This window comes from Streptomyces sp. NPDC002276, assembly GCF_053891435.1.
The window spans coordinates 253,818-278,283 of sequence record NZ_JBSFCQ010000012.1 but is presented as its reverse complement, the minus strand read 5'-3'; the positions used below and the strand labels follow the sequence as shown (position 1 = coordinate 278,283).

The following is a 24,466-nucleotide window of genomic DNA, read 5'->3' as shown; positions in this document are numbered from 1 at the left end:
CCGACTACCAAGCCGCCCGCGGATCCCGGAGGTGCTCCGGGGTCTGTTCGGGCAGCTCGCGGGCATGGTCCGTCCGCAGAAGGTAACCCGGATCGGGTGGGAACTCCTCGGTGGGCGGGGCCGGTTGGTGGAACCGGCGGGTGTGCGGGAGGGTTACCTCCACGAGCTTTCCGTCATGGAGCATCCACAGTCCGAAGCAGTCGTCGTCCTGGTCGTGGATCAGGACCTGGACGCTCCCCGGCCAGGGCCACGGGAGCGACTCCAGATGCTTCAGAAGCCCCTCCCGTGGGCGCATGCGCTCGAACTCGGTGGCCCATCCCGCGCCGAACGACGTCCCCCACTGGCTCTCGATCGGGACGAACCGGCCACGCCAGGTGCGCTCCGGATCGTCCCGGGTCAGCGGTTCCATCACTTCGTCTGCGTGCAGGGCCAGCACGACGACCTCGGCGAATCTGCTCATCCGGAGATCATCCCTGATCCGCCGCGAACGAGGCCATCCAGGCCAGCGCCGCGTTCCAGTTCACCGCCGTCTCGTTCGTCGACCAGGACTGGATGTCGTCGATGTAGCAGAACTGGCCTACGCAGCCGGTGAGTTTGCTCTGTGCGTAGGGGTCCTGGATGGAGGAGTTGGGGCCGCCCGCCAGGGTGCCGTTCGGTGGGTTCGGGAGGTTCGGGTCGAGTTCGTGGGCGTACCAACGGCTGTGCTCGTTGTGGGAGTTGGCCTCGCCGTAGCCGGTGACGTACGACATGTTGAGGGCATTGCGGCCGAGGATGTAGTCCATGCTCTGGAGCGCGCCGTCACGGTATTTCGCGGCGCCGGTGAGGTCGTACGCGGTGGCGATGACATGCGCGTTGTTGAGGATCTGGCTGTTGGAACCCCAGTCGTAGAGGTTGCCGGGCGGTGCGTACGGCATGCCGTAGGGCTGCGTTCGTAGCGTGGCGAGGTAGGTGTCCGCGCCCTCGATCACCGAGCGGCGGAGCTTGTCGCGGCCGGGCAGGCGGCTCGGGACGGTGGCGAGGTCGAGTCGGCCGAGGGCGGCCGTCCGTGCCCAGTCGAAGCCGAGGCCGCCGAATATGTCGGCCGTGTTGAGGGGGGAGTTGGTGACGTGGTCGGCGAACTGCCTTTCTCCCGTGGTGAGATACAGCTCGGCCGCCGCCCAGTAGAACTCGTCGGTGGCGTTGTCGTCGGGGTAGGCGCCGCCGCCGGTGCCGTCGTTCGGGTCCGGGTAGACCGTGGGGTGGGCGAGCGCCGCCGCCCATGCCTTCCGCGCCGCCTTGAGGGCCTTCGCCGCGAACTCCCGGTCGTAGGGCCGGTACAGGCGGGCCGCCTGCGCCGCCGTGGCCGCGAGGTTGAGCGTCGCCTGCGTGGTCGGCGGGTGCAGTTCGCGCTTCTGCGGGTCCTGGCTCGGGAGCAGCGGGAGTCCCGTCCACTGCTCGTCGTGGACCTTGTCGTGGGCCATGCCCGCCAGCGGCTGCCCGTCCGGCACCTGCATCTTCAGCAGGAACTCCAGCTCCCAGCGCGCCTCGTCGAGCACGTCCGGCACCTTGTTGCCGCTCTCCGGGATGGCGAGGGTTCCGTCGCGCAGCTTCGCGGGCTGTCCGGTGCGGGCCAGCAGCGAGCGTTCGTAGGTGCTGAGCAACTCCCAGGTGGAGATACCGCCGTTGACGACGTACTTGCCGTGGTCCCCCGCGTCGTACCAGCCGCCGGTGACGTCAAGTGTGTAGTCGCACAGGCCCGGTTGGCAGGGTACGTTCGCGTCGCCCTGGTTGGGGGCGACGTCCAGGTGACCGGCCGGGCGGGCGTAGCCGGGGCGCAGGTCCTCGCGGATCGCGATGCCGCTGCGCTGCGTGTAGTAGTACTTCAGCGAGTCGAGCCGCAGCCGCTCGTAGGCGGCGGTTCCGATGTCGAAGGCCCGGCTCGTCTCGCCGTCCGCCACCAGCGTGAAGCCCTCGCCGCGCCCCCGGTACGCACCGAAGTCGATGGACTGCACGTTCTGCCCGGACGCCACGTCGGTGCCACGCGGCACGGTCCGCCCGTGCGCGACCACCGCACCGGCCGCGTTCCTCAACTCCCAGGGCAGCACGGCCGTCGACGCGGTCACCAGCGTCGCGTTCTTCGGACCGCCCGGCAGATACGCGACCTGGTTGACCCGCACACGCGGTCCGGTGTCCGGCTCGTACACCTCCGGCGGCACACCGCCCAGCAGTGACACGTCGTCCATGCAGAAGTGCCAGCCCTCCGCACTCCCGCCGAGCTGGAAGGCGACCTGCCCCTGCGAGGTGTCGACGGGCGAAGTGAACGTGTAAGCAAGGGAGTTGCCCGTCTCGCTCAGCTCGGGACTGATCTCGTAGTAGGTGTCGTACGGCGACACGGACAGCCCGACGATCGCCCGCGCCACATGCCCGGCGGGCGAACCCGACGCCGTGAAGGCGAACTTGTACGACTCGCCCTTGACCAGCGTGATGTCGTTCTGGCCGACGGCGGCGTCCCAGCGGTTGGTGGTGCCGCCAGGCACGTCCGCGCAGAGCTGTCCGTCGGACAGGCCCGCGGTGACGTTGCTCGTCGTCCACCAGGGCGCGGTGGTGGTGTCGAAGGTGCCGTTCCTGACCTGTTTGACCTCGTCGGCTCCGGCCGGGCCCGCCGGCAGGGTGGTGAGGGCCGCCGCGAGGAGGGCCGTGGCGGCGAGCAGGGTGGTTCTGCGTCGTTTCACGTCTGGGCTCCTCGTCAGAGAGGCGGGGACACGCTCCGGTCACGTGATGGGAGCGCTCCCAGATGCACGGGACCCTGGTCATGCTGTTCGAGACATGACATCCCGTCAACGGTCCGGACAGGCCAGATTCCCGTCCGGACCGCGAGCGAGCGCCCGCCCGCTAACCGGCGGGCGCCTCCAACTTGCTGATCCGCACGGCCCCTTGGACCACCCCTGGACGACTACTCGTCAAGGTCAGCCGCAGCCGGGAGCCTCGCACCGCGTCGAAGGTGACGACGGTCGGACTGTCCGAGGCCGTGGCCCAGTCGACGGCCGTCCCCTCGACCGGCACCCACCCACCGCCGTCCCACACCGCGACCGCCACGGCCGCGGGCAGACTGTGCGTCGCGTCCACGGTGAACGACACCTCCACCCGGTCGAAGGACCGTGCCCTCCCCCAGTCCACCGACACCCAGTCCTTCTCGCGGGCGCCGCTGAAGGCGGGCAGCAGCGCCGTGGCCGACTTGGCGAAGGCGTTGGACCAGCCGGTGGCCGGGTCACCGTCGAGCACGGCGGCCGGAAGGGTGTCGGGGCGGCCCGAGTAACTGGCGTCCGCCACGGGGTGGTTCGGGGGTGCCGGGTGGTCGGCCGCGAAGTGCTGCGCCGGTGTCGCGGCCACGCTCCGGGCAGGCGTCGTACGGACGGTGACCGTGCCGGTCCGCAGCCCCTCCGCCCGCGCCGTCACCTTCAGCGCACCCGCCCTCGTCCCTGACCGCACGATCGCAAGCGCCTTGCCGTGGAAGGCGGTTCGGGTGCTCGACTGGTAGCGCTCGGCGCTCTCCTCCCGCCCGTTGTCCAGCCCGGCCAGGGAACCGCCCCGCACCTCGAAGGCGATCAGATCCTCGGCATCCGGCACCACGACGCCCTGGGCGTCGACCACGTCCGCGGTCACGAAGACCAGTGAACGGCCGTCGGCGGCAAGGGATTTGCGGTCGGCCGTGAGACGCACGGCATGCGCGGCGCCTGCGGTGCGCAGCAGGTCCGTAGCGACCCTCCTGCCACCGCTGCTCGCCACCGCCTTCAACTCCCCCGGCTCGTACGGCACTTTCCAACCGAGGTGGAGTTTGCCCGCGCTGTCGTTCGGGCTGGTGTAACTGCCGGGGTAGGGGCCGGTGATGAAGGTCTTGTCGTCGCCGCTGGCCTCGGTGGTCTCCAGGTAGGTGCGGCCGTCGGTGGTCTTCTTGGTGTCGAACGTCCGGGTCCCCAGGGACTTTCCGTTGAGGAACAGCTCGACGGTGTCGACGTTGGCGTAGGCCCAGACCTCGATCGTGTCGCCCGGCTCGTGGTTCCAGGTCATCGGCACCAGATGGACCATGGGCTCGTCGGTCCACTGGCTGCGGAAGAGGTGGTACATGTCCTTCGGGAAGCCGGCCGTGTCGACGGCGCCGAAGAAGGACGCCTTGACCGGGAACACGTTGTACGGGGTGGGCTCCCCGATGTAGTCGATGCCGGACCACAGGAACTGGCCCGCGAACCATTTCCGGTCGCGGTCCTTCTTGTGGCCGTACTCACCGCTCATCGTCCAGGAGGAGAGGTTGTTGTCGTAGGACGAGGTCGCGCGTCCGCCCGGGGTGTGGTTCTCGCCGGTGTTGAGGTGTTCCGGCTCCTGGTAGGTGGACCTGGTCGAGGTCTCGGAGGAGGACTCCGACTCGAAGAGGAACAGGTGCGGATAGGCGGCGTGCAGGGCGTCGACGGACTTGGCGGTGTTGTAGTTGAGGCCCAGGCCGTCGAGCTTGGCGAGCATGAGGTCGGCCGCGGAGCCCTTGGCCGGTACGGAGTGGTACTTGTCGGAGCCGATGACCACGGGCCTGCTGTCGTCGGCCGCCTTGACGGCGGCGATGATGCGGTCGGCCATGGCGAGCCCGGCGGTGGAGGTCGAGTCGGGGATCTCGTTGCCGATGGACCAGAGCACCACGGCGGGCGAGTTGCGGGCGGCGCGGACCATCTCGGTGGCGTCCGACTCGCACCAGGTGTCGAAGAACCGGTGGTAGTCGTAGGTCGTCTTGCCGGTGTGCCAGCAGTCGAAGGCCTCGACCATCATCACGATGCCCAACTCCTCGCAGGCCTCGATGATTTGCGCCGAGGGCGGGTTGTGGGAGGTGCGGAAGGCGTTGACGCCCATCGACTTCATGATGCTCAACTGCCTGCGCACTGCGTCGAGGCTGATCGCGGATCCGAGGGCACCCTGGTCGTGGTGGAGGTCTACTCCCTTGATCTTGACGGGAGTTCCGTTGAGGGAGAAGCCCTCGTCGGGGTCGAAGCGGTAGCCGCGGATGCCGAAGGTCGTGCGGTAGGTGTCGACCCGCTTGCCGCCCACCCGCAGTTCGGTCTCCAGGGTGTAGCGGTGGTCCGGGGTCTCGATGTCCCACAACTTGGGTCTGGGGACGGTGAGTTCGTGGGTCTCGGTACCGCGGTCGGCAACCCCGACAGTGGAGGTGGCGCGGGCCACGGTCCGGCCGCCGGGGTCGACGACCCGCGATCCGATCTCGACCTCGGCCGCGGCGCCGGACTCGTTCAGGACGGACGTCCGCACCCGTACGACGGCCCGCTCGGCGGTGATGTCGGGCGTCGTGACGTACGTGCCCCAGCGTTCGACGTGCACCGGTTCGGTGATCACGAGTCGTGCCTCGCGGTAGATGCCGCTGCCCGAGTACCAGCGGCTGCTGGGCAGTTGGTTCCGCACCGTGACCGCGACGACGTTCTCCGTACTGCCGTCGGTGTGCAGCAGGTCGGTGAGGTCGAAGGCGAACCCCGTGTATCCGTACGGGTGTTGGCCGACCTGCGTGCCGTTGCAGTAGACGTAGGAGTCCATGTAGACGCCGTCGAACTCCACCGAGATCCGCTTGCCCGCGAAGGCCGACGGCAGGGTGAAGGCGATCCGGTACCAGCCGAGGCCGCCGGGGAAGAAGCCGGTGCCGCTGGTGGTGCCGTTCGCCGTGGTGGGGGTCTGCTCGATGCTCCAGTCGTGCGGGACCGCGACCTCGCGCCAGGCCGAGTCGTCGTAGTCCGGTGCGGCGGCGTCCGCGTAGGCGCCGGTCGGGTCGGTGATCCCACCCGGGTTGACCAGCGCGAAGCGCCAGCCGTCCCGCAGGGCGACGGTGTGGCGGCCGGACACGCCCGCCGTGGCGCGTGCGGCCGGGGTGGCCAGGAGTGATGCGGCCGTCGGCGCGGCCGTAGAAGCGATCAAAACCGATCTGCGAGTGACCGTCATGGCGGCTCTCCCTCATCAGGGCCCAGAAGTACTCACAACTGATCGTGACCGAACAGATTCTGACGGGGTGCCATGTCGGGCCGTCAAGGGTGCGGGGGCGGCCACCCGTCCCGAGCACCGCTTCGGCCGGTTTTCGCCCTTGTCGGCCGAACTTCCCGGGCCTGGGGGTTCTAGTCCGCGCGCGACTGTGACGCACTAGGCTGGAACACAAGTGGCGTGGTTGTTCACTGTGAGTGCGCGCGATGGAGTGGCGACGATGAGACCGGTCTACCCGTTCGACGATGCCGCGACGGCGCGGGTTGTCATCGATGACGCGGGCACGCTGGTGGAGTGGAACGAGGGAGCACAGCGACTCCTCGGCCACACCGCGACCGAGGTCGTGGGCCGCCCGGCCGTACGGCTGCTGGCCGGTGGCACCGGGGCCCTCCCGGTCCCCACCAGTGCCCGCTGGGACGGCACCGTCACGCTCTGGCACCGGGACGGCCGGGCCGTGCCGGTGTGGCTGCTGGCCCACCATCGGCGCCCCCGGGACGGCGGTCCGGGCGACTGGCTGGTCGTGACACCGCTGGAGGGCGGCGGCCCCCGGGCCGACGAGGACCCCCTCGCGACCGCCGCGCTGACCCAGTCGCCGTGTGCCATCGCGGTCTACGACGAGCACCTGCGGCTGAGCCGGGTCAACGACGCGATGGCCGAGGTGATCGGCCTGCCCGAGGAGCGCATCCAGGGCCTGCGGATCACCGAGATCGGCGGCAAGACGCAGAGCTCGGAGCTGGAGCAGTACATGCTGCGCGTGCTCACCTCCGGCACCGCCCAGGACTTCCAGATCTACATGCGCACCGGCGGCGAGGACGCCGCGCACGCCTGGCTGGCCCGGATGGCGCCGATCACCGACACCCAGGGACGGGTGCGGGGCGTGTGTCTGGCCGCGCACGACTTCACCGAGAACTACCTCGCGCGGGAGCGGCTGCAACTCGTCAACGAGGCGAGCGTCCGCATCGGCACCACCCTCGACGTCACCCGTACGGCCCAGGAGCTGGCAGATGTCTGCGTGCCCGCGCTGGCCGACTTCGTGAGCATCGATCTGCTGGACCCGCAGGAGCACGGCGGTGAGCTGCCGACGGCGATCGTCGCGCCGGTGCGGCTGCGCCGGGCCGCGCACGCCTCGGTGCAGCAGGGCAGCCCCGAGGCCGTCGCCAAGCCGGGCCAGTCGGACCTGTACCCCACCCAGTCCCCGCAGGCCGACGCGCTGGTCGCGGGCCGCACCCTGGTGGCCTCGGACCGGGCCCTGGAACTCTGGCTGTCCTGGGACAAAACCCGCACCCGGCGCGTCCAGGAGTACGGCATCCACTCCTCGATGGCGGTACCGATCCAGGCCCGGGGCGTCACCCTCGGCGTGGCGGTGCTGACCCGGTACCGGCGCATCGACCCGTTCACCGAGGACGACGTGCTGCTGGCCGAGGAGGTCACCGCGCGCGCCGCGGTCTGTATCGACAACGCCCGCCGCTTCTCCCGCGAACGCGATACCGCGCTGGCCCTCCAGCGCAGCCTGCTCCCCCGCAAACTGCCGCGCACGGCCGCCCTGGAGGCCGCCTCGCGCTATCTGCCGGCGGCGCGTGCCGGGGTCGGCGGCGACTGGTTCGACGTGATCCCGCTGTCCGGGATGCGGGTCGCCATGGTCGTCGGTGACGTCGTCGGCCACGGCATCCAGGCCTCCGCCACCATGGGCCGACTCCGCACGGCCGTCCGCACCCTCGCCGACATCGACCTGGCCCCGGACGAACTGCTGACCCACCTCGACGACCTGGTCGTACGGCTGTCCGCGGAGGCCGGCGGCGAGGGCAGCCCGGGCGAGGTCGGCGCGACCTGTCTGTACGCGGTGTACGACCCGGTGTCCCGGCGCTGCACACTGGCCCGCGCCGGACATCCGCCGCCGATCATGATCCGGCCCGGCGGCCCGCCCGAGCACATCGACCTGCCCGCGGGACCACCGCTCGGCCTGGGCGGACTGCCCTTCGAATCGGCCGAGTTCGAGCTGCCCGAGGGCACCGTGCTCGCGCTGTACACGGACGGCCTGGTCGAGAACCGCGACCGGGATCTCGACCACAGTCACCGGCTGCTGTTCGACGCGCTGTACGCCCCCTCGGACTCGCTGGACGAGACCTGCGACCGGATCCTGCACTCCGTACTCCCGCTGGGCGGTGCCGCCGACGACGTGGCCCTGCTGCTGGCCCGCACCCAGGGGCTGCCCGCCGAGCAGGTGGCGACCTGGGACATCCCGGCCGACCCCTCACTCGTCGCCCCGATCCGCAAACAGGTCGTCGAGCAGCTTGACACCTGGAACATGAGCGAGGCCGGGTTCACCGCCGAGCTGGTGGTGAGCGAGTTGGTCACCAACGCCATCCGCTACGGCGCGCACCCCATCCGGCTCCGGCTCATCCATGACGCGGCCACGCTGATCTGCGAGGTCTCCGACACCAACCACACGGCCCCGCATCTGCGCCGCGCCAAGACCTGGGACGAGGGCGGACGCGGGCTGCTGCTGGTCGCCCAGCTCACCCAGCGCTGGGGCAGCCGCCACACGACCGACGGCAAGACGATCTGGGCCGAGCTGTCCCTCTTCGACGAGGCCTGAGCGTCAGGGTCAGGACAGGTCGGTCAGCCAGGGCCTGACCTGGCGGCGGGCCTCGTGCAGGCGGGACTTCAGCGTGCCGAGCGGGATGCCCAGGCGCTCGGCGATCTCGGCGTACTCCAGCTTGCAGATGTCCCGGTACACCAGCGGTTCGACCAGGTGCGGGGACTCCCTCTCAAGGCGCTCGATCGCCTCCAGGAGGTCGATCTTCGACCCGGCGATCACACTCGTGGTGCGTGGGTCGACATGCTGCGACACGTCGATCTCGGCCGGCTGCTCGGCGGCCCGCCGCTTCAGCTCGCGGTACTTCTGCCGGGCGCCGTTGGCGACGACCGTGTACAGCCAGGTGCTGAAGAGGCTGCGGCCCTCGAACGTGCCGATCTTCCGGGCGACTTGCAGCAGTACGTCCTGCGCGGCCTCCTCGGCGTCCTCGCGGCACGGCAGGAACCGCCCGCACCGCCGTACCACGTCGGGCTGGATCGTCCTGAGCAGCGCGTCGAGTGCGGCCGTGTCACCGGCTGCCGCGCGCCTGGCCAGCTCCTCGGTCGGCGCCGTGTCGTGCACTGGATCCACTCCTCCGCCTCGATCTCCGAGCAGGCATGATAGTCCCATGCACTACGTCGAACAGATCGGCCGCTACCGCCTTGAACGCCGCCTGGGCAGCGGCGCGTTCGGCACGGTCTGGCTCGCGCACGACGACGAGCTCGAAGCCCCGGTCGCGGTGAAGGTCCTCGCCGACAACTGGGCGCACCGCATGGACATCCGCGAGCGCTTCCTCTCCGAGGCCCGGCTGCTGCGCAGGGCCGGTTCGAACCGGGTGGTGCAGGTCTACGACATCGGTGAACTCCCCGACGGACGGCCGTACTTCGTGATGGAGTACGCCGACGCCGGCACCTACGCCGATCTGCTCGCCGCCGGTCCGCTGCCCGTGCCCGAGGTGCTGCGGCTGACGGCGCTGGCCGCCCGGGGCGCCGCCGCGCTGCACGAGGCGGGGATCGTGCACCGGGACATCAAGCCGACCAATGTGCTGCTGCGCACCGCCCCGGACGGCACCGCGCGGGTCCTGCTCGCCGACCTGGGCCTGGCGAAGAGCCTGGCGCAGGCCTCGGGTCTCACCCTGGCAGCGGGTTCGGCGGGCTATCAGCCGCCGGAGCAGGCGCAGCCCGGCTCGGGCATCGATGAGCGGGCCGATGTGTACAGCCTGGGCGCGCTCGGCTACGAGATGGTCACCGGCACGGTTCCGGGGGCGCCCGGTCAGGTCGTACGGCCGGACCGGCTGCGGCCCGATCTCTCCCCCGAGGTGCAGCGGGCCCTGCTGCGGGCGCTGGAGCCGGACCGGGAGCGGCGCTGGCCGACGGCGCGGGCGTTCGCGGAGGAGCTGGAGCGGCTGGCCGCCGAGGCCGCCCCGGTGCACAGACCGCGCGGCCGGCACCGGGGGGTCGCGATGATGGCGGGGCTGTTCGTCGTCGTGGCCGCGGGGACGGGCGTCGCGGTGATGAACCTGTCGTCGTCGTCCGGGAGTTCGGTGCTGACGGTCAAGGACAGCACCGGGCGGGTGGTGGTCGAGGTGCCGGGCGCGTGGGGCCGTCAGCTGCGCGACTCGGGCTGGGATCCGCACTCGATCGGGCTGAGCGCCGGGCAGGAACCGGGGCTGGCCGTCGCCGACGACCTGGCGAAGTGGCCGGACCTCTCGGCGGACGTGAACGGCGTGTTCGTCGGTTTGAGCGAGCACGGCAGCGTGGCGACCGAGGTGGACGGCATCGCCCACTCCGGCTGCCACTACGACGGCAGCCACGCCTACTCCAGCGCCACCTGGCGCGGCACGATCCGCACCTGGAGCGACTGCTCGGGCGGTACCGGCACCCTCTCGGAGACCGCGCTGCGCGGCGTGGGCGGCGCCGCCCAGCCGCAGGTGTACGTCCAGATACGGCAGCACAGCGGCGACGCGACCTCGCGGATACTGCGCTCGCTCCGCGTCACCTGATCCACTGTCGTAGTCACTTGATCCACTGTCGTAGTCACTGTCGTAAAAAGTCGTCGATCCGGCGAACCTTTCGGTGCGCACGCGCATCGGATCCCTGTGACAGCGCGCGAGGCGCTGTGGGGTGAACCACCAGGAGTGTTGAAGATGGCGAACACGTCCCAGTCCCTGCGCCGGGCGGCCCTGCTCGTGAGCGCGGTCGCCGTACTGGGCCTGACGACGGCCTGCGGCGACGGAAGCGGCACGGTGAGCAGCCCGCAGACCCAGTCGGGTACGGCCGCGCCCGCCGGCGGCGACCCCTCGGCCGACGGGTCCGGTACCCCGGTCACCTCGTCGAGCGGCTCCGACACCGCCACCGGGTCCGACTCGAACTCGTCGGGTTCCTCCACCTCCTCGTCGTCCTCCACGGGTTCCGACACCTCCGCCGCGAGCAGCAGCCGGTGCCACACCTCCGAGCTGCGGGCGAACGTGGGCGGCAACGACCCGGGCGCCGGGCAGGAGAACTTCCCGATCGTCCTGACCAACATGTCCGGCCGTACCTGCACGGTCCGCGGCTTTCCCGGCGCCGCGTTCGTGAACGGGTCCGGCGCCCAGCTGGGCCCGAACCCCGTGCGCGAGACGGGCGGCACCGCCACCACCGTCACGCTGAAGCCGGGCCAGAGCGCCTGGGCCGGCCTGACCTTCTCCAACCCCGAGATCAGCGGCGCGAAGACGGCCACCCCCGCCACGCTGGTGGTGACGCCGCCCGACGAGAAGGACCCGCTGAAGGTGACGTGGACGAACGGCGCGGTGCCGGTGTCGGGGAACTCGTCCTCGGTACGACTGACGGTGTTCAGCGCGGGTACGGGCGCCTGAGCACGGGTTGCGCGCCGCGGCCTGGTTACATGGGGCGGGCACCACGTCCCGCGTCCCGGAGGACCGTCCCCTGAACACCCCGCTCGCCGAAGCCCTGTCCGTCGTCCTGCTCGTCGCCGTCCTCGTGTGGGCCGTCGTCCGGCCCTTCGGGTGGCCGGAGGCGGTGATGGCGGTCCCGGCCGCCGGGATCGCCGTGGCCACCGGGGCGATCTCGCTCGACCACGCGCGGGCGGAGGCCGAGCAGCTGGGGCCGGTGGTCGGGTTCCTGGCCGCGGTGCTGGTGCTCGCCCATTTCTGCGATGTGGAGGGCCTGTTCAGGGCCTGCGGGGCGTGGATGGCCGAGTGGGCGAAGGGCAGCCCGAGTCGGCTGCTGACGGCGGTGTTCGCGCTGGCCTCCGCGATCACGGCCGTACTCAGCCTCGACGCCACCATCGTGCTGCTGACGCCGGTCGTGTTCGCGACGGCATCCCGGATGGGCGTGCGTCCCAAACCGCACGTCTACGCCTGCACGCATCTCTCGAACACGGCCTCGCTGCTGCTGCCGGTCTCCAACCTCACGAACCTCCTCGCGTTCGCGGCGAGCGGCCTGAGCTTCACCCGGTTCGCCGGGCTGATGGCGCTGCCGTGGCTGGTGGCGATCGGCACCGAGTATCTGGTGTTCCGCAAGTTCTTCGCCCGCGATCTGGCTACGGCCGCGCCCTCGCCGTCCTCCGGCGACACGCCCGAGCTGCCGGTGTTCGCGCTGGCGACCGTCGCCTGCACGCTCGCCGGGTTCGTGCTGACCTCGGCGATCGGCATCGACCCGGCGTGGGCCGCGTTCGCCGGGGCGCTCGTCATGGCGGTCCGGGGGCTCCTACGGCGGCAGGCGACCCCGCTGACGGTCGTGCGGGCCGCCGCACCGTCCTTCCTGGCGTTCGTGCTGGCGCTCGGAATCGTGGTGCGGGCGGTCGTGGACAACGGGCTCTCCGACGCGCTCGGACACCTGCTGCCCGGCGGGACCGGGATCGCGGCCCTGCTCGGGATCGCCGCGCTGGCCGCCGTACTGGCGAATCTCATCAACAACCTGCCGGCCGTGCTGGTGCTGCTGCCGTTGACCGCGCAGTCCGGGCCGGGGGCCGTGCTCGCCGTGCTGCTCGGGGTGAACATCGGGCCGAACCTGACCTACGCCGGGTCGCTCGCGACGCTGCTGTGGCGGCGGATCGTGCATCAGCACGAACACGGCGTGGATCTCAAGGAGTTCACGAAGCTGGGGCTGCTCGCCGTGCCGTCCGCGCTCGTCCCGGCGACGGTGGCACTGTGGGTGTCGCTCCAGGTTCTCTGACACCGAGGGAGACCGAATGCGTGTGATCGCCTGGCTGGTCGAGGGCACCTGGCCCGCCTGTGTGGACGCCGTACGGACGCATGCGCCGGAGGATGCCGAGGTGGTGCTGTTGCATGTCAGCGGGCCGGACGTGCCCGGTCTCGCGCACGGGGCGTTCGCCGGGCTGCTCGGGCGGGGCAGTCCGGCGCGTGATCCCGGGACCCGGCTGGAGGATCTGGGCAGCACGTCCGCGGCGGAGCTGCTGGAGGCGGCGGCCGAGCGGCTGGGGCGGCCCTGCACCCCGATGGAGCGGGCCGGGCGGGTGGAGCGGGAGGTGGTGGCCGCCGCCGGGGACGCGGATCTGCTGGTGCTGGCCCGCGACGGCGACCGGGCCCGGCTGGGCCCGCACAGTCTCGGGCCCGCCGTCCGGTTCGCCGTCGATCACGCGCCCTGTCCGGTGCTGCTGGTGTGGCCGGAGGCGGCGCCGGGCATCTCGACCCTGCCGCCGCCACCGCCGCATCCGCACTGAGGCTCAGTGGCCGTAGTGCCCGCCGCCGCCCCAACCGCCGTTTCCGCCCCAGCCGCCCTGGCTGCCGCCACCCGAGCAGTAGGTCGGGTAGTAGTCGCAGTAGTCCGAGGTCGGCGCGGATGTCGTCGGAGCGGGCTGCGGGGTCGACGCGCTCGGCGTCGGAGTGGGCGTGGCCTTCGGGGTCGGCGTCGCCGTCGGGGACGCCTTCTTGGTGGTGGCGGTCGGCGTGTCGGTGCTGTCGGTGTCCCAGTTGACGACCTGCATCTGCGGGTCGGCCTTGGACGTGTCGAAGACCCAGCGCTGCGCCGTGCCGTCCGCCCGCGTCTTCAGGACGAGCGCGCCGCCGCCGTCCGTGGAGGCGGGGGTCAGTGCCTGGTCCTGGTTCCAGCGCGGTACGAGGATGCCCTGAAGGGTGAAGTCGTAGCGGATGTTCTTCGCGGTCGCCGAGGTCGCGCTCGTGCAGGGGGCGAGCGTCACCTCGTAGGCGAGATGCGAGTCGAGGCAGAGGCCGGGGTCGGCGGTGCTGCGCAGCTGTCCGTCGGTCTCGTACGACCACTGCTGGCCGGCCGCCGATGAGCAGGTCTGTAGTTCGGCCTCGGCGCCCTTGAGCGGCTTGTTGCCCTCGATGCCGATGCACAGGCCGGAGTCCACGTTGTGCAGTCGGCCGCTGAGCGTGCCCTGCGTGGTGTCGTTGGCGCCCACCCAGGAGGGGTTGGCGGACTCCTTGCCGGTGCCGGAGGCGCCGGTGGCCTGGTTCTCGGTCGTGCTCTTGGCACCGCCGGAGCCGCCGGCGGACCACAGGACGAGCGGGAGGACGACCAGTCCGCTCACGGTCAGCACGGCCGCGGTGAGGTTGCGGCGGCGGACGCGGCGGGCCGCCTTGTGGGCCGTTCTGAGTTCGCCGCGGCGCGGACCGGAGCGCACGGCGAGTTCGGTCGAGGCGGACGACACCTGCGCGGGCAGGTTGCGGCTGCCAGACCTGACCTCCAGGTAGGCGCGTGCGCCCCAGCCGAGCACCGCTTCGGCGAGCGCCACACCGAGTCCGGCGTTGAACTGGTTGAGCTGGTCGGCGGTGTGCCGGCAGTGCTTGCAGACCGTGAGGTGCATGCCCAGGTCCGGGTCGACCTCCGCGCCGCCGCGCCGGAAGGTGACGTCCAGCAGCCGGATGTAGAGCTGGCACTCGTCGTCGTGAGCGAGTTCGCGGTGGACCAGGAGGCATTCCTCGCGCAACCGGACGACGGCGCGGCCGAGTTCGATGCGGGCGCCCTCCTCGTCGAGACCGACGAGTCCGGCGGCGATCGCGGCCGGCTCGTTCTCGACCTCCAGGTGCCACAGCAGGGTGCGGGCGGTCTGGGGCAGCCGCTGGAACGCCCGGGAGAGCAGGCGCCGTTCGGGCACGGGGAGCAGCCGGGCCGCGACGCGGTCGCCGTCACCGGCCGCCGAGCGCAGGTCGGGGTGGAGCATTTCCTGGCGGCGGTCGGTGTCCCATTCCGCGGCGATACGGCGGACGGTGACCAGAACCTGGGGCCGCCAGGCGGCGGTCGGTCCGGACTGCCGCAGGGATTCCCCGAAGAGCCGGGTGAAAGCGGCCGTGGTGAGCATTCCGGCATGGTGCGGCCCGTCGGTGCACAGCCCCGCATAGGCGAAGGCGGCTTCCCAGTGCCGGTCCAGCAGTTCGCCGACCGGTTGCAGCGCTGGCGTCGTCCCCGTCCACTTCTTCAGCTCGGCGCTGAGCTGTTCGTCGGTCACTTCGAAGTGGTGAGCGGAAGTCGGGGAATTCGAGGGACCTGGGTCCGTCACGGCTGCATTCCTCCAGGTGAAACGCGGAATATAGTCCATACCGGCGGGTATGCGACTGTGCCGACGAGCCGACAGGGTCCGCCCGTCCGATTGACGGCAACTCCAACATCCGCCTGGGGCAGCTCTTTTGAAGCAAGGGGGGTGGCGTACGGGAGCGGCCTCGTGCGCGCAGAGGGGAATCATCTAATGTCCGCACGCCGACAGGCACACCTTTGCACAGGTCAGCGAGACGGAACAAGGTCTCCCGAGGTTTTGTGCATTGCGTTCCGGCACCCTTCATTTGACGATTCGTCAATGGGGTCCGTTATGGGATTGCCACCGTATCCACACGGGAAATCCCAAAACCATTGGCCGGGGGCGGCCAGGCACGTCCGGCACACCGGTCGGGGACACCGCCGCTCCTCCCGTCTTCCCAGGTCATGTTCGAACCGCCGGGCCGATCGCCCGACCGGACCGTGCCGCCACGGGAGTTGACACCTGCCACCCCCGCACCGTCGAGAGCGTTCACGACCAACCAATAGGCGGGCGCCCGACCTCCTGACACTGTGGAGTGACACCACACCGAGGAGGTCCCGCATGACAGCCACGGACATCGGCGCGTTCGAGGAGGACGGGTTCACGGTCGCGCGCGGATTGTTCGGTCACGACGAAATCGACCGGCTCCGCGCCCGGTTCACGGCACTGCACGCGGCGGGTCCGGTGCCCGGCCACTTCGCGCCGCGCCCGAGCGGCGATCCCCTGCTCGCGTACCCCCGGGTGATGCACCCGCACGAGATCGACGAACTCGCCCTGCGCTTCCTGCTGGACGCGCGGCTGCGGGCCATCCTGGAAACCCTGTTCGGCGAAGAGGTGCTGGCCGCGCAGAGCATGTTCTATTTCAAGCCGCCGGGGGCCCGGGGCCAGGCGCTGCACCAGGACAACTTCTATCTGCGGGCCGAGCCCGGAACCTGTGTGGCCGCGTGGATCGCCTGCGACGAGATCGACCGGGACAACGGCGGCCTGGAGGTCGTGCCCGGCACCCATCGCATGGACGTGTTCTGCCCGGAGGAGGCGGACGCCGGGCTGTCCTTCGCCCGCGAGTACGTTCCCCCGCCGCCCGGCCTCTCGGCGGTGCCGGTCGACATGGCGCCCGGGGACGTCCTGTTCTTCAACGGCAGCCTGGTGCACGGCTCGGGGCCCAATCGCAGCACGGACCGCTTCCGGCGTTCGTTCATCGGGCACTACGTGGGCCGCTCGGCCGACCGGATCGGGAGTTTCTACCGCACGATCACGATGAGCGGTGAACGGGTGCCGCTCGCGGAGAGCGCCGGAGCGGGACCGTGCGGCACGGAGTTCGCACCGCACGGCCCGCACTGACGCTTCGTATCAACTCACCCTGAAACCAAGCATGTTGACGATGCGTCAGGAATGACCGCTGATCGCGTGCGGAACGTAGGGCTGCTCCAGCTCCTCGATCTCCTTGTCGCTCAGCTCCAGTTCGACGGCGGCGACGGCGTCCTCGATGTGCTGCGGCTTGGCCGCGCCGATGATCGGTGCGGCCACCGTGCCCTGGTGCAGCAGCCAGGCGAGGGCGACCTGGGCGCGCGGGACACCCCGGTCGCCGGCGATCCGGGTGACCGCCTCGACGATCGTCCGGTCGCCGTCCTGGTAGAGGCGGTTGCCGAAGTTGTCGGTGCTGCTGCGCTCGGTGGTGGTGCCCCAGTCCCGGGTGAGACGGCCCCGCGCCAACGGGCTCCAGGGCAGCACCCCGACACCCTGGTCCGCGCAGAGCGGCAGCATCTCGCGCTCCTCCTCGCGGTAGAGGAGGTTGTAGTGGTTCTGCATGGACACGAACTTGGTCCAGCCGTGCCGCTCCGCGATGTGCTGGTGCTTGGCGAACTGCCAGGCGAACATCGAACTCGCCCCGATGTAGCGGACCTTGCCCGCCTTGACCAGGTCGTGCAGCGCCTCCATGGTCTCCTCGACCGGGGTGTGCGGGTCGGCGCGGTGGATCTGATACAGGTCGACGTAGTCGGTGCCGAGGCGCGCGAGGCTGTGGTCGATCTCGGACATGATCGCCTTGCGGGAGAGCCCGGCGCCGTTGGGGCCGGGGCGGGTGCGGCCGTGCACCTTCGTCGCGAGCACGACCTCGTCGCGGCGGGCGAAGTCGCGCAGTGCCCGGCCGGTGATCTCCTCGCTTGTGCCGTCGGAGTAGACGTTCGCGGTGTCGAGGAAGTTGATCCCGGCCTCCAGCGCCTGCCGGATCAGCGGACGCGACGCCTCCTCGTCGAGGGTCCACTCGTGGGTGCCGCGGTCCGGAAGTCCGTAGGTCATGCAGCCCAGAGAGATCCGCGAGACGTCCAGGCCGGTCGAACCGAGCTTCACGTACTGCATCGTTGCTGCTCCTGCCTTCGAGTTCGGTACCGCTCTGGAGCGTACGACTTCGCGAGTGCTCGAAGTCGGGCACGTCCGCGGCCCTCGACGACGGCCGCGTCTCCGTCACCGGCCTCGTGGTGCGGGCGCCCGGAGAGCCGCGGGCGCCGCGCTCCTCGGGCACCGACCGGCGTCCGGCGTTGGTGTGACCGGCCCCGGACGCGCGGCGTGGGAGCGGTCGGGCGGCTCGCGCGGGTGCGCATCCTCGGTGCGGACGACCGGCGCCCGGCCGGTCGTGGCCGTACGGGAGGAACGCCGTGCCGAGACGTTGGACCGGACTGAGGACCTTGCTGGGGGCGGCCGTGCTGCCGCTGGCCCTGGTGTCGCCCGCATGGGGTGACACCGACCCTGCGCCGCCCCCGCCCGAGCCGCCGTCGACGCTGTGCGCGCCCGCGGGCACCCTGCACGGCCCGCACGGAGCGCATGCCATGGTCAGTCTCTGCGCGGGCAGCGGCACCCCGACCATGGCGGTCTCGGCGCCCGCGACCTGCCGGCAGCTCCGGTCGACCGTCCACTACGCGTGCCGCACCTCGGGCACCTGGACCGCGCGGCGCGCCGGTGAGACGGTCGCGTCCGGCACGCTGCCCGGGTCGGGGCAGTATCCGGGGCCGGGGACGTACGACTTCACGGCCACCGTGCGCGTCCGCTCGATGCCCGAGGGGGTCGATGTGCAGGGCACGGTCCGCGCGACGCTCACGCTGACCGCGCCCAGGCCGAAGGCGACGCACTCCATCGAGGTCGACCGGAGCACGCTGGCGCCGAACTCCGTGACCACGCTGACGTACACGGTTCGGCGGCACAGCGACGAGGGCGACGGCAGCGCGCGGTTCGGGCTCATCGCGGAGGAGGGCACGGGGGCGGAACTGACCACGAACGACGCCCGTTGCGTCAATCCGCTGGTCGGCCGCCACCCCGCGCAGGACCGGCTCCCGCACGCCCTGGACTGCGCGCTCACCGATCTCCAGCCGGGGCACCCGGACACCGTGGTGGTCCGGGTCACCCTCAAGTCCCGCTGTTCCACGGTGGTTTCGAAGCTGGGCTACTGGATGCCCCAGGGCCAGACGCTCTACACCGGGGGCATGCTCGCCGGGCCGACCGTGACCTGTTCCTAGAGCAGGTCCAGCGCCTTCGTCCAGCCGAACTCCGGCCGCCCGCCGTCCTGTTGGGCCGCGCCGGAGTACGGCTCCCCGAAGCGGACGCCCATCTCGCGCAGTCGGGCCAGGCTCGCCCGGTACGCGGGGTGGGTGGCCAACGCGTCGGCCACACAAGGGAGTACGACGGTCGGGACACCGAGGCCGTACGCCTCGCAGAGGGTGCCGAGGGCGAGGGTGTCCGCCGTACCGGCCGCCCATTTGTTGATCGTGTTGAAGGTGGCGGGCGCGACGATCACGGCGTCCGGGGGCGGAAAGGGGCGCGGATCTCCGGGAGTTCGCCACGCCGAACGGATCGGGCGGCCGGTCTGCGCCTCGACGGCGGCCGTGTCGAAGAAGCCGCCCATCGCGACCGGCGTCGCGATGACCCCGACCTCCCAGTCCCGCTCCTGTGCGGCGGTGATCAGCTCGGTGACGTCCGCGGCGATACCGGCGGCGCAGACGACGACGTAGAGGAAGGCCTTCGAGTCCTGTTCGGTCACCCGGGGAGCCTACTGAAGCGGGAACGACCGCCCGCGTTCGGCTTCCGGCCGTGCCCCGAACAGACGCCGTTCCTTCTCCTCGATGCGCGTGTCGTTGATGCTCGCCTCGCGCCGGGTCATCAGCCCGTGCTCGTCGAACTCCCACAGCTCGTTGCCGTACGACCGCCACCACTGTCCGTCGGCGTCCCGGCACTCGTACTGGAAGCGGACCGCGATGCGGTTGCCGTCGTAGGCCCAGAGGTCCTTGCGCAGGGCGTACTCGTGCTCGCGTTCCCACTTGGCGGTGAGGAACTCGACGATCTCGGCGCGGCCGGTGACGAAGGTGTCGCGGTTGCGCCAGGCCGAGTCCTCCGAGTAGGCGAGCGCGACTCGCTGCGGGTCACGGGTGTTCCAGGCGTCCTCGGCGGCCTGCACCTTCTGCGCCGCGGTCTCGCGGGTGAAGGGCGGGAGGGGCGGACGGTCGGCCATGGTCGTCTCCAGAGCGGGGAGCAGGGCGAGAACGAGCGTTCTCCGGGCGACTGCTAACCTAGAGAACGGTCGTTCTCGCGTCAAGGAGGGGTCGTTTCATGGACAGCGCAGTCGCCCGGAAGCAGGCGCTGGACGCCGCCGAGAAGCTGTTCTACGGCCGGGGCATACAGGCTGTCGGCATGGACGCCGTCCGCACCGCCTCCGGGCTCTCCCTCAAGCGGCTCTACCAACTCTTCCCGGCGAAGGACCAGTTGGTGGAGGGGTACCTCGAACGGCGTGACCTGCGCTGGCGCGGGCGCCTCGCCGAGCACGTCGAGCGGCACGATGATCCACGGGAGCGAATTCCGGCCGTCTTCGACTGGCTGGAGCAGTGGTTCGACGAGCCCGACTTCCGGGGCTGCGCATGGATCAACTCCTACGGCGAACTCGGCGCGAGCTCGGAGCGCGTGGTGGCCCAAGTCCGGGCGCACAAGCGGGCGTTCCGCGACTATCTGGCCGGTCTCGTGGATGACGCCGGGCTGCCCGCCGTACTGACCGGGCAGGTGTTCCTGCTGGCCGAGGGGGCCATGGTCACGGCGGGCATCACCGGGAGCGCGGAGCCGGCGGCGGAAGCGCGCGAGGCGGTCCGGTCGCTGCTGCGGGCCAGCTGAGGTCAGGCGGCGGCGAGGGTCGTGAGCGTGGCGCGGGCCCGGGCGAGGGAGGCCGCCGCCTGGTCCTCCAGGCCTGCCAGTTGGGGCATGACGTCGACCCTGGTCAGCTCGGCGGCGACCAGGTGGAGGTGCTCCGGCGGTACGCCGAGGTTGCCGAAGTAGGCGCGCAGATAAGGCGTTTGGAAGTCGAAGTGCTCGCGCGGGGTGCCGGGGCCGTAACCGCCGCCACGGGCCATGACCACGACCACTCGGGTGTCGCGCAGCAGGCTCTCGCCGGTGTCGGGATCGGTGAGTGCGCCGGGGAAGGTGACGCGGTCGATCCACGCCTTCAGGCTCGCGGGGATCGAGAAGTTGTACATCGGGACGCCGAGCAACACCGTGTCGGCGGCGAGGAGTTCGGTGAGGTACGGGCGGGTCAGGTCCCACTCGTGCTGCTCGGCGGCGCTCTCGATCAGCGCGGGGACCTTGGCCGGCGGGACGAAGCCCTCGCGTTCCACGCGGCGGCCGAGGGTGGTGTAGGCGGGGGTGATCGGCGGCACCGGTTCGGCGGACAGGTCGCGGTGACGGTGGTCCGCCGTGCCGTGGGTCCGCGCGAAGGTCTCGGTGAGTCGCCTGGTCACGGAGTCGGCGGTGGTGTCGGCGCTGGAGTCGATGTGCAGCAGCATGGTGTGGTCACCTCGGTCGGTTCGGGTGCGTCGGAGAGGTGACGGAGCACGACGAGGAAAGGTGACCCATGCGCGGGCACGACGAACTGGCCGAGCGGTTCGAGGCCGAGCGCGGGCGGCTGCGGGCCGTCGCCCACCGCATGCTGGGCTCGCTCGCCGAGGCGGACGACGCGGTCCAGGAGACCTGGCTGCGGCTGAGCCGCGCGGGCGGCGACGACATCGACAACCTCGCCGCCTGGCTGACGACGGTCGTCTCCCGCATCTGCCTCGACCTGCTGCGCACCCGCGCGTCCCGGCGGGAGGACCCCTACGGCGACGGGCTGCCGGAGCCGAGCGCCGGTGAGGTGCCCGAGGACGAGGCCGTGCTCGCCGACTCGGTGGGGCTCGCCCTGCTGGTGGTGTTGGACGCGCTGGGGCCGGCCGAGAGGGTCGCGTTCGTGCTGCACGATCTGTTCGCGGTGCCGTTCGACCGGATCGCGGCGGTGCTGGACCGTTCGCTGCCCGCCGCGAAGAAGCTCGCCAGCCGGGCCCGGCACAAGGTGCGGGGCACACCGGTGCTGCCGGGCGCGGAACTGGACCGGCACCGGGAGGTCGTCGCGGCCTTCCTCGCCGCCGCGCGGGGCGGTGACCTCGGTGCGCTGCTCGACGTCCTGGCCCCGGACGTGGTCCGGCACGCCGAACCCGCCGCGTTGCCGCCCGGGGTCCCTGCCGAGCTGCGCGGGGCCCGGGCGGTCGCCGAGGGGACCGTACTGCTGCGCGCCCGGACCCGGTTCGCCGCGCTCGCCCTCGTCGACGGGGACGTGGGCATCGTGGTCGCCCCGGGCGGACGGCTGCTGCTCGCGCTGCGGGTGACCGTCGAGGGCGGGCGGGTCGCGGCGTACGAGGTGATCGCGGACCGGGGGCGGCTGCGGGGTGTCGAGGTGGCGGTGCTGGGGACGGCGGGCCGACCGGCTCGTACGAGGCCCCGATCGGCCCGTCGGGTCAGTCGGTCACCGTGATCGCGGTGACCGGGCAGGCGCGGGCCGCCTCACGGAGCATCGGGTCACCGGCGCCGTCCTCCTTGCCGGGCAGCACCGTGCTGTAGCCGTCGTCGTCCTGGGTGAACACGCCCGGGGCGGCCAGGGCGCACTGGCCCGCCCCGATGCAGAGGTCCTTGTCGATGTGGATTTCGGTGTGCATGGAACGCAGCCTCTTACCAGGTCACGGGGAGTTCCAGCATCCCCTGGATCGTGTCGCCCGGTTTGAAGGGGATCTCCTCCGCCGGTGCGGCCAGGCGCAGCGTGGGCAGCCGGTCGAAGAGGCTGCGCAGGGCGATCTCCAGTTCGGCGCGGGCCAGGTTCTGGCCGAGGCACTGGTGGATGCCGAAGCCGAACGCGATGTGGTGGCGGGCGGGCCGGTGCCAGTCCAGGGCGTCCGGGGCGCTGTAGACGGCCTCGTCGCGGTTGACGACCGAGGTGGAGAAGAGCACTCCCTCACCGGCCCTGATCGTCACGCCGTCCACGTCGATGTCCTCGACGGCCAGCCGCATCAGCCCGTCCACGATCGACAGCGACCGCATCAGCTCCTCGACCACATCGGGCAACAGCCTTGTATCGGCCCGCAGTTCGGCCAGCCGCTCGGGATGGCGCAGCAGCGTGAACGTGCCGAGGGAGATCATGTTGGCGGTCGTCTCGTGCCCCGCGACAAGGAGGATGAGACCGAGGGCGCTCAACTCGTCCCGGTCCAGGGCGCCTTCGTTCAACTGCTCCCGGACGAGATCGTCCAGCAGTCCCTCGCCCGGCTCCTGCTGCTTGCGGTCGATCAACTCGCCCAGATAGTGGTCGAGTTGGGCGCGGGCGTCCTGGCTCTCCTCGGCCGTGGGGCCGCGCAGCAGGCGCCGGGACTGCGCCTCGAAGAACTCGTGGTCGGCGTACGGGACGCCGAGCAGGGCGCAGATCACCATCGAGGGCACGGGCAGCGCGAACGAGGGCACCAGGTCGGCGGGCCCGCCCCCGGCGATCATCGCGTCGAGCCGTCCGTCGACGATCCGCTGGATGTCGGGCCGCATCGCCGTGGCGCGTTTGACGGTGAACCCGGGGATCATCATCCGGCGCTGGGTGCGGTGCTTGGGGTCGTCGACGCCGACGAGTGCGGCCGTACGGTTCCGGAACGCCGCGAAGCGCGGGCTGGTGGCGGGGAAGCCGGGGCGGGTGCGGTCGGAGGACAGGCGCTGGTCGGCGAGGAGCGCGCGGGCGGTGGAGTGGCCGGTGACCAGCCAGGCCGGGCTGCCGTCGTAGAGGGTCACGCGGGTCAGCGGACGGTCGGCGCGCAGGGGGTCGTAGCCGGTGGGCGGGTGGTAGGGGCAGGTGCGGCTCTGGGGGAAGGCGACGGGTTCGGTCAGGTCGGTCGGAGCTGTCAGATCCGTCAGATCCGTCATGGAAGACCTCGCAGACGAAGAGTGCGTCGTGCCGATCTTCATTAGATGCCCGAGGCACCTATAGGGCCACCTTAAGTTCGGCCAGATCGGTGGTCCCTACAATCTGGCTGAACCCTACGGTCCGGTTCGCCGGTCCCACGGTCACCGCGGACCCGGTCCGTCGCTGAAGGCACGGGCCACGGCGAGGCAGTCCTCGTACCCGTGGTGACGCGCGATCAGCCCGTCCCGGACGGTGAGATGCGGGGCGAACCTGGCGCGATACGGCCGTCCGGTGGACCTGACGGCCAGCCGGATCTCGCCGAACACGACCGCGTCGGCGTGCTCGGCTCGCACGACCACAAGACGATCACCGGACGAGAAAGGGCACTCGCATACCCGCGGTCCCCTCCGATCCGATGTCATCGCCCGTTGGAGGGGCCGTGGCCGAAGAGAGTCGCGGTGTGGATGAATCGCGCGCCCGCTGGTGTTGAATCCCGATGCGAGACAGCCGTAGAACGCGAGATGGGACGAATGCCATGCCTCTTGAGGGCGAGTACGAACCCAGCCCGTCGCAGTGGGTGCGCGACCAGGTCGAGCTGTACGAGAGCTCCGGCGGCACCAAGGGGACGACCCTGATGGACACGGGCCTGCCCGTCATCCTGCTGACGACCGTGGGCGCCAAGAGCGGGAAGATCAGGAAGACCCCGCTGATGCGGGTCGAGCACGACGGACGGTATGCCGTGGTCGCCTCGCAGGGCGGCGCGCCCAAACACCCCGTCTGGTACTTCAACGTCCAGGCCGACCCCCGGGTGGAGCTTCAGGACGGCCCGCGGAAGTGGGACCTGACGGCCCGCGAGGTCACCGGCGACGAGAAGGCCGAGTGGTGGGAGCGGGCGGTCGCCGCGTATCCCCCGTACGCCGAGTACCAGACGAAGACGGACCGGCAGATCCCCGTGTTCGTCCTGGAACCGGCCGACGGAAGCTGACGCCGACAGCCGTTCCGCGTCCACCGGGAAATCCCTTGTCCCGAGGCGCATGAACCGGTGCCCGCCGGGCACCCGACGTCCAGGCCCCGCCGCGCTCCCCCGTCGCGGCGGGGCTTTCCGCTGCCCGCCGGTCCCGCCAACGGCCCGGTGATCCTGGACGCCCGCCGCTCGTGCCGGACATCGTTGCGCCGCCACTCCCGAA

At 71.1% G+C, this 24,466-nt stretch carries 23 protein-coding genes; 11 read left to right on the top strand and 12 right to left on the bottom strand.

All coding sequences use genetic code 11. The features are described 5' to 3' along the window. Window positions 1-4: 4 nt before the first annotated feature. The 3 genes from ACWIHT_RS29240 to ACWIHT_RS29230 form a co-directional block, all read right to left on the bottom strand. Window positions 5-460 carry a hypothetical protein gene (locus ACWIHT_RS29240; RefSeq protein ID WP_456171281.1) on the bottom strand — a complete coding sequence of 152 codons (456 nt, stop codon included), beginning with the start codon at window positions 458-460 and terminating at the stop codon, window positions 5-7. A gap of 7 nt (window positions 461-467) precedes the next feature. Further along, a complete protein-coding gene (locus ACWIHT_RS29235; RefSeq protein ID WP_456171280.1) occupies window positions 468-2,711 on the bottom strand; it encodes a glycoside hydrolase family 9 protein in 2,244 nt (747 codons plus the stop codon). 160 nt (window positions 2,712-2,871) lie between these two features. Beyond that, window positions 2,872-5,961 carry a glycoside hydrolase family 2 TIM barrel-domain containing protein gene (locus ACWIHT_RS29230; RefSeq protein ID WP_456171279.1) on the bottom strand — a complete coding sequence of 1,030 codons (3,090 nt, stop codon included), beginning with the start codon at window positions 5,959-5,961 and terminating at the stop codon, window positions 2,872-2,874. A gap of 256 nt (window positions 5,962-6,217) precedes the next feature. On the opposite strand from ACWIHT_RS29230, the gene ACWIHT_RS29225 reads away from it, so the two are divergent. Further along, complete coding sequence (locus ACWIHT_RS29225; RefSeq protein WP_456171278.1) at window positions 6,218-8,593, top strand: SpoIIE family protein phosphatase; 2,376 nt, start codon at window positions 6,218-6,220, stop codon at window positions 8,591-8,593. A 9-nt stretch (window positions 8,594-8,602) separates the two neighbouring features. Here ACWIHT_RS29225 and ACWIHT_RS29220 read toward each other — a convergent pair whose 3' ends face one another. Next, window positions 8,603-9,154 carry an RNA polymerase sigma factor gene (locus ACWIHT_RS29220; RefSeq protein WP_456171277.1) on the bottom strand — a complete coding sequence of 184 codons (552 nt, stop codon included), beginning with the start codon at window positions 9,152-9,154 and terminating at the stop codon, window positions 8,603-8,605. A 46-nt stretch (window positions 9,155-9,200) separates the two neighbouring features. Between ACWIHT_RS29220 and ACWIHT_RS29215 the strand changes: the two genes are divergently transcribed. The 4 genes from ACWIHT_RS29215 (at window position 9,201) to ACWIHT_RS29200 (ending at window position 13,255) form a co-directional block, all read left to right on the top strand. After that, entirely contained in the window at window positions 9,201-10,574 is a 1,374-nt protein-coding gene (locus tag ACWIHT_RS29215) for a serine/threonine-protein kinase (protein WP_456171276.1), read from the top strand. Between the two features lie 144 nt (window positions 10,575-10,718). Then, window positions 10,719-11,426 (top strand): DUF4232 domain-containing protein, encoded by a 708-nt coding sequence (locus tag ACWIHT_RS29210; RefSeq protein ID WP_456171275.1) that lies wholly within the window; start codon window positions 10,719-10,721, stop codon window positions 11,424-11,426. A gap of 7 nt (window positions 11,427-11,433) precedes the next feature. Continuing rightward, a complete protein-coding gene (locus ACWIHT_RS29205) occupies window positions 11,434-12,747 on the top strand; it encodes an arsenic transporter (RefSeq protein ID WP_456171274.1) in 1,314 nt (437 codons plus the stop codon). Window positions 12,748-12,763: 16 nt separating this feature from the next. Further along, window positions 12,764-13,255 carry a universal stress protein gene (locus ACWIHT_RS29200; protein ID WP_456171273.1) on the top strand — a complete coding sequence of 164 codons (492 nt, stop codon included), beginning with the start codon at window positions 12,764-12,766 and terminating at the stop codon, window positions 13,253-13,255. Window positions 13,256-13,258: 3 nt separating this feature from the next. Here the strand turns inward: ACWIHT_RS29200 and ACWIHT_RS29195 are convergent, their stop codons facing one another. Next, window positions 13,259-15,055 carry a ricin-type beta-trefoil lectin domain protein gene (locus tag ACWIHT_RS29195; protein ID WP_456171272.1) on the bottom strand — a complete coding sequence of 599 codons (1,797 nt, stop codon included), beginning with the start codon at window positions 15,053-15,055 and terminating at the stop codon, window positions 13,259-13,261. Between the two features lie 576 nt (window positions 15,056-15,631). On the opposite strand from ACWIHT_RS29195, the gene ACWIHT_RS29190 reads away from it, so the two are divergent. After that, complete coding sequence (locus tag ACWIHT_RS29190; RefSeq protein ID WP_456171271.1) at window positions 15,632-16,411, top strand: phytanoyl-CoA dioxygenase family protein; 780 nt, start codon at window positions 15,632-15,634, stop codon at window positions 16,409-16,411. A 45-nt stretch (window positions 16,412-16,456) separates the two neighbouring features. Here ACWIHT_RS29190 and ACWIHT_RS29185 read toward each other — a convergent pair whose 3' ends face one another. Beyond that, window positions 16,457-17,428: an aldo/keto reductase gene (locus ACWIHT_RS29185; protein WP_456171270.1), complete on the bottom strand. Its 972-nt coding sequence runs from the start codon at window positions 17,426-17,428 to the stop codon at window positions 16,457-16,459. Window positions 17,429-17,430: 2 nt separating this feature from the next. Between ACWIHT_RS29185 and ACWIHT_RS29180 the strand changes: the two genes are divergently transcribed. Both ACWIHT_RS29180 and ACWIHT_RS29175 read left to right on the top strand, forming a co-directional pair. After that, complete coding sequence (locus tag ACWIHT_RS29180) at window positions 17,431-17,616, top strand: hypothetical protein (RefSeq protein WP_456171269.1); 186 nt, start codon at window positions 17,431-17,433, stop codon at window positions 17,614-17,616. Between the two features lie 108 nt (window positions 17,617-17,724). Then, on the top strand, window positions 17,725-18,579 hold the full coding sequence (locus ACWIHT_RS29175) for a hypothetical protein (RefSeq protein ID WP_456171268.1): 855 nt from the start codon (window positions 17,725-17,727) through the stop codon (window positions 18,577-18,579). Here the strand turns inward: ACWIHT_RS29175 and ACWIHT_RS29170 are convergent. Then, a complete protein-coding gene (locus ACWIHT_RS29170; RefSeq protein ID WP_456171267.1) occupies window positions 18,576-19,100 on the bottom strand; it encodes a flavoprotein in 525 nt (174 codons plus the stop codon). The two genes, ACWIHT_RS29175 and ACWIHT_RS29170, sit on opposite strands and share 4 nt — an antisense overlap. Window positions 19,101-19,109: 9 nt before the next feature. Then, window positions 19,110-19,568 (bottom strand): nuclear transport factor 2 family protein, encoded by a 459-nt coding sequence (locus ACWIHT_RS29165; protein ID WP_456171266.1) that lies wholly within the window; start codon window positions 19,566-19,568, stop codon window positions 19,110-19,112. A gap of 98 nt (window positions 19,569-19,666) precedes the next feature. On the opposite strand from ACWIHT_RS29165, the gene ACWIHT_RS29160 reads away from it, so the two are divergent. Continuing rightward, on the top strand, window positions 19,667-20,218 hold the full coding sequence (locus tag ACWIHT_RS29160) for a TetR/AcrR family transcriptional regulator (protein ID WP_456171265.1): 552 nt from the start codon (window positions 19,667-19,669) through the stop codon (window positions 20,216-20,218). A gap of 2 nt (window positions 20,219-20,220) precedes the next feature. On the opposite strand, the gene ACWIHT_RS29155 is transcribed toward ACWIHT_RS29160, so the two are convergent. Beyond that, window positions 20,221-20,883, bottom strand: coding sequence for an FMN-dependent NADH-azoreductase (locus tag ACWIHT_RS29155; protein ID WP_456171264.1), 663 nt, complete (start codon window positions 20,881-20,883; stop codon window positions 20,221-20,223). 68 nt (window positions 20,884-20,951) lie between these two features. Between ACWIHT_RS29155 and ACWIHT_RS29150 the strand changes: the two genes are divergently transcribed. After that, the gene (locus ACWIHT_RS29150) at window positions 20,952-21,881 is read left to right on the top strand and encodes a sigma-70 family RNA polymerase sigma factor (RefSeq protein WP_456171263.1); all 930 of its coding nucleotides are present in this window, start codon (window positions 20,952-20,954) and stop codon (window positions 21,879-21,881) included. On the opposite strand, the gene ACWIHT_RS29145 is transcribed toward ACWIHT_RS29150, so the two are convergent. From ACWIHT_RS29145 to ACWIHT_RS29135, 3 genes are all read right to left on the bottom strand, one after another. After that, window positions 21,865-22,062 carry a ferredoxin gene (locus ACWIHT_RS29145; RefSeq protein ID WP_200709921.1) on the bottom strand — a complete coding sequence of 66 codons (198 nt, stop codon included), beginning with the start codon at window positions 22,060-22,062 and terminating at the stop codon, window positions 21,865-21,867. The two genes, ACWIHT_RS29150 and ACWIHT_RS29145, sit on opposite strands and share 17 nt — an antisense overlap. Before the next feature lie 13 nt (window positions 22,063-22,075). Next, window positions 22,076-23,299: a cytochrome P450 gene (locus ACWIHT_RS29140; RefSeq protein ID WP_456171262.1), complete on the bottom strand. Its 1,224-nt coding sequence runs from the start codon at window positions 23,297-23,299 to the stop codon at window positions 22,076-22,078. Window positions 23,300-23,440: 141 nt separating this feature from the next. After that, entirely contained in the window at window positions 23,441-23,632 is a 192-nt protein-coding gene (locus tag ACWIHT_RS29135; protein ID WP_456171261.1) for a nuclear transport factor 2 family protein, read from the bottom strand. A gap of 182 nt (window positions 23,633-23,814) precedes the next feature. Between ACWIHT_RS29135 and ACWIHT_RS29130 the strand changes: the two genes are divergently transcribed. Further along, on the top strand, window positions 23,815-24,264 hold the full coding sequence (locus ACWIHT_RS29130) for a nitroreductase family deazaflavin-dependent oxidoreductase (protein WP_456171260.1): 450 nt from the start codon (window positions 23,815-23,817) through the stop codon (window positions 24,262-24,264). Window positions 24,265-24,466: the final 202 nt, after the last annotated feature.

Coding starts and splice junctions, on each gene's coding strand:
- ACWIHT_RS29210 (WP_456171275.1), top strand. CDS start 10,719: ATGGCGAACACGTCCCAGTCCCTGCGCCGGGCGGCCCTGCTCGTGAGC.
- ACWIHT_RS29140 (WP_456171262.1), bottom strand. CDS start 23,299: ATGACGGATCTGACGGATCTGACAGCTCCGACCGACCTGACCGAACCC.
- ACWIHT_RS29160 (WP_456171265.1), top strand. CDS start 19,667: ATGGACAGCGCAGTCGCCCGGAAGCAGGCGCTGGACGCCGCCGAGAAG.
- ACWIHT_RS29190 (WP_456171271.1), top strand. CDS start 15,632: ATGACAGCCACGGACATCGGCGCGTTCGAGGAGGACGGGTTCACGGTC.
- ACWIHT_RS29130 (WP_456171260.1), top strand. CDS start 23,815: ATGCCTCTTGAGGGCGAGTACGAACCCAGCCCGTCGCAGTGGGTGCGC.
- ACWIHT_RS29240 (WP_456171281.1), bottom strand. CDS start 460: ATGAGCAGATTCGCCGAGGTCGTCGTGCTGGCCCTGCACGCAGACGAA.
- ACWIHT_RS29155 (WP_456171264.1), bottom strand. CDS start 20,883: ATGCTGCTGCACATCGACTCCAGCGCCGACACCACCGCCGACTCCGTG.
- ACWIHT_RS29150 (WP_456171263.1), top strand. CDS start 20,952: ATGCGCGGGCACGACGAACTGGCCGAGCGGTTCGAGGCCGAGCGCGGG.
- ACWIHT_RS29165 (WP_456171266.1), bottom strand. CDS start 19,568: ATGGCCGACCGTCCGCCCCTCCCGCCCTTCACCCGCGAGACCGCGGCG.
- ACWIHT_RS29215 (WP_456171276.1), top strand. CDS start 9,201: ATGCACTACGTCGAACAGATCGGCCGCTACCGCCTTGAACGCCGCCTG.
- ACWIHT_RS29200 (WP_456171273.1), top strand. CDS start 12,764: ATGCGTGTGATCGCCTGGCTGGTCGAGGGCACCTGGCCCGCCTGTGTG.
- ACWIHT_RS29185 (WP_456171270.1), bottom strand. CDS start 17,428: ATGCAGTACGTGAAGCTCGGTTCGACCGGCCTGGACGTCTCGCGGATC.
- ACWIHT_RS29145 (WP_200709921.1), bottom strand. CDS start 22,062: ATGCACACCGAAATCCACATCGACAAGGACCTCTGCATCGGGGCGGGC.
- ACWIHT_RS29230 (WP_456171279.1), bottom strand. CDS start 5,961: ATGACGGTCACTCGCAGATCGGTTTTGATCGCTTCTACGGCCGCGCCG.
- ACWIHT_RS29225 (WP_456171278.1), top strand. CDS start 6,218: ATGAGACCGGTCTACCCGTTCGACGATGCCGCGACGGCGCGGGTTGTC.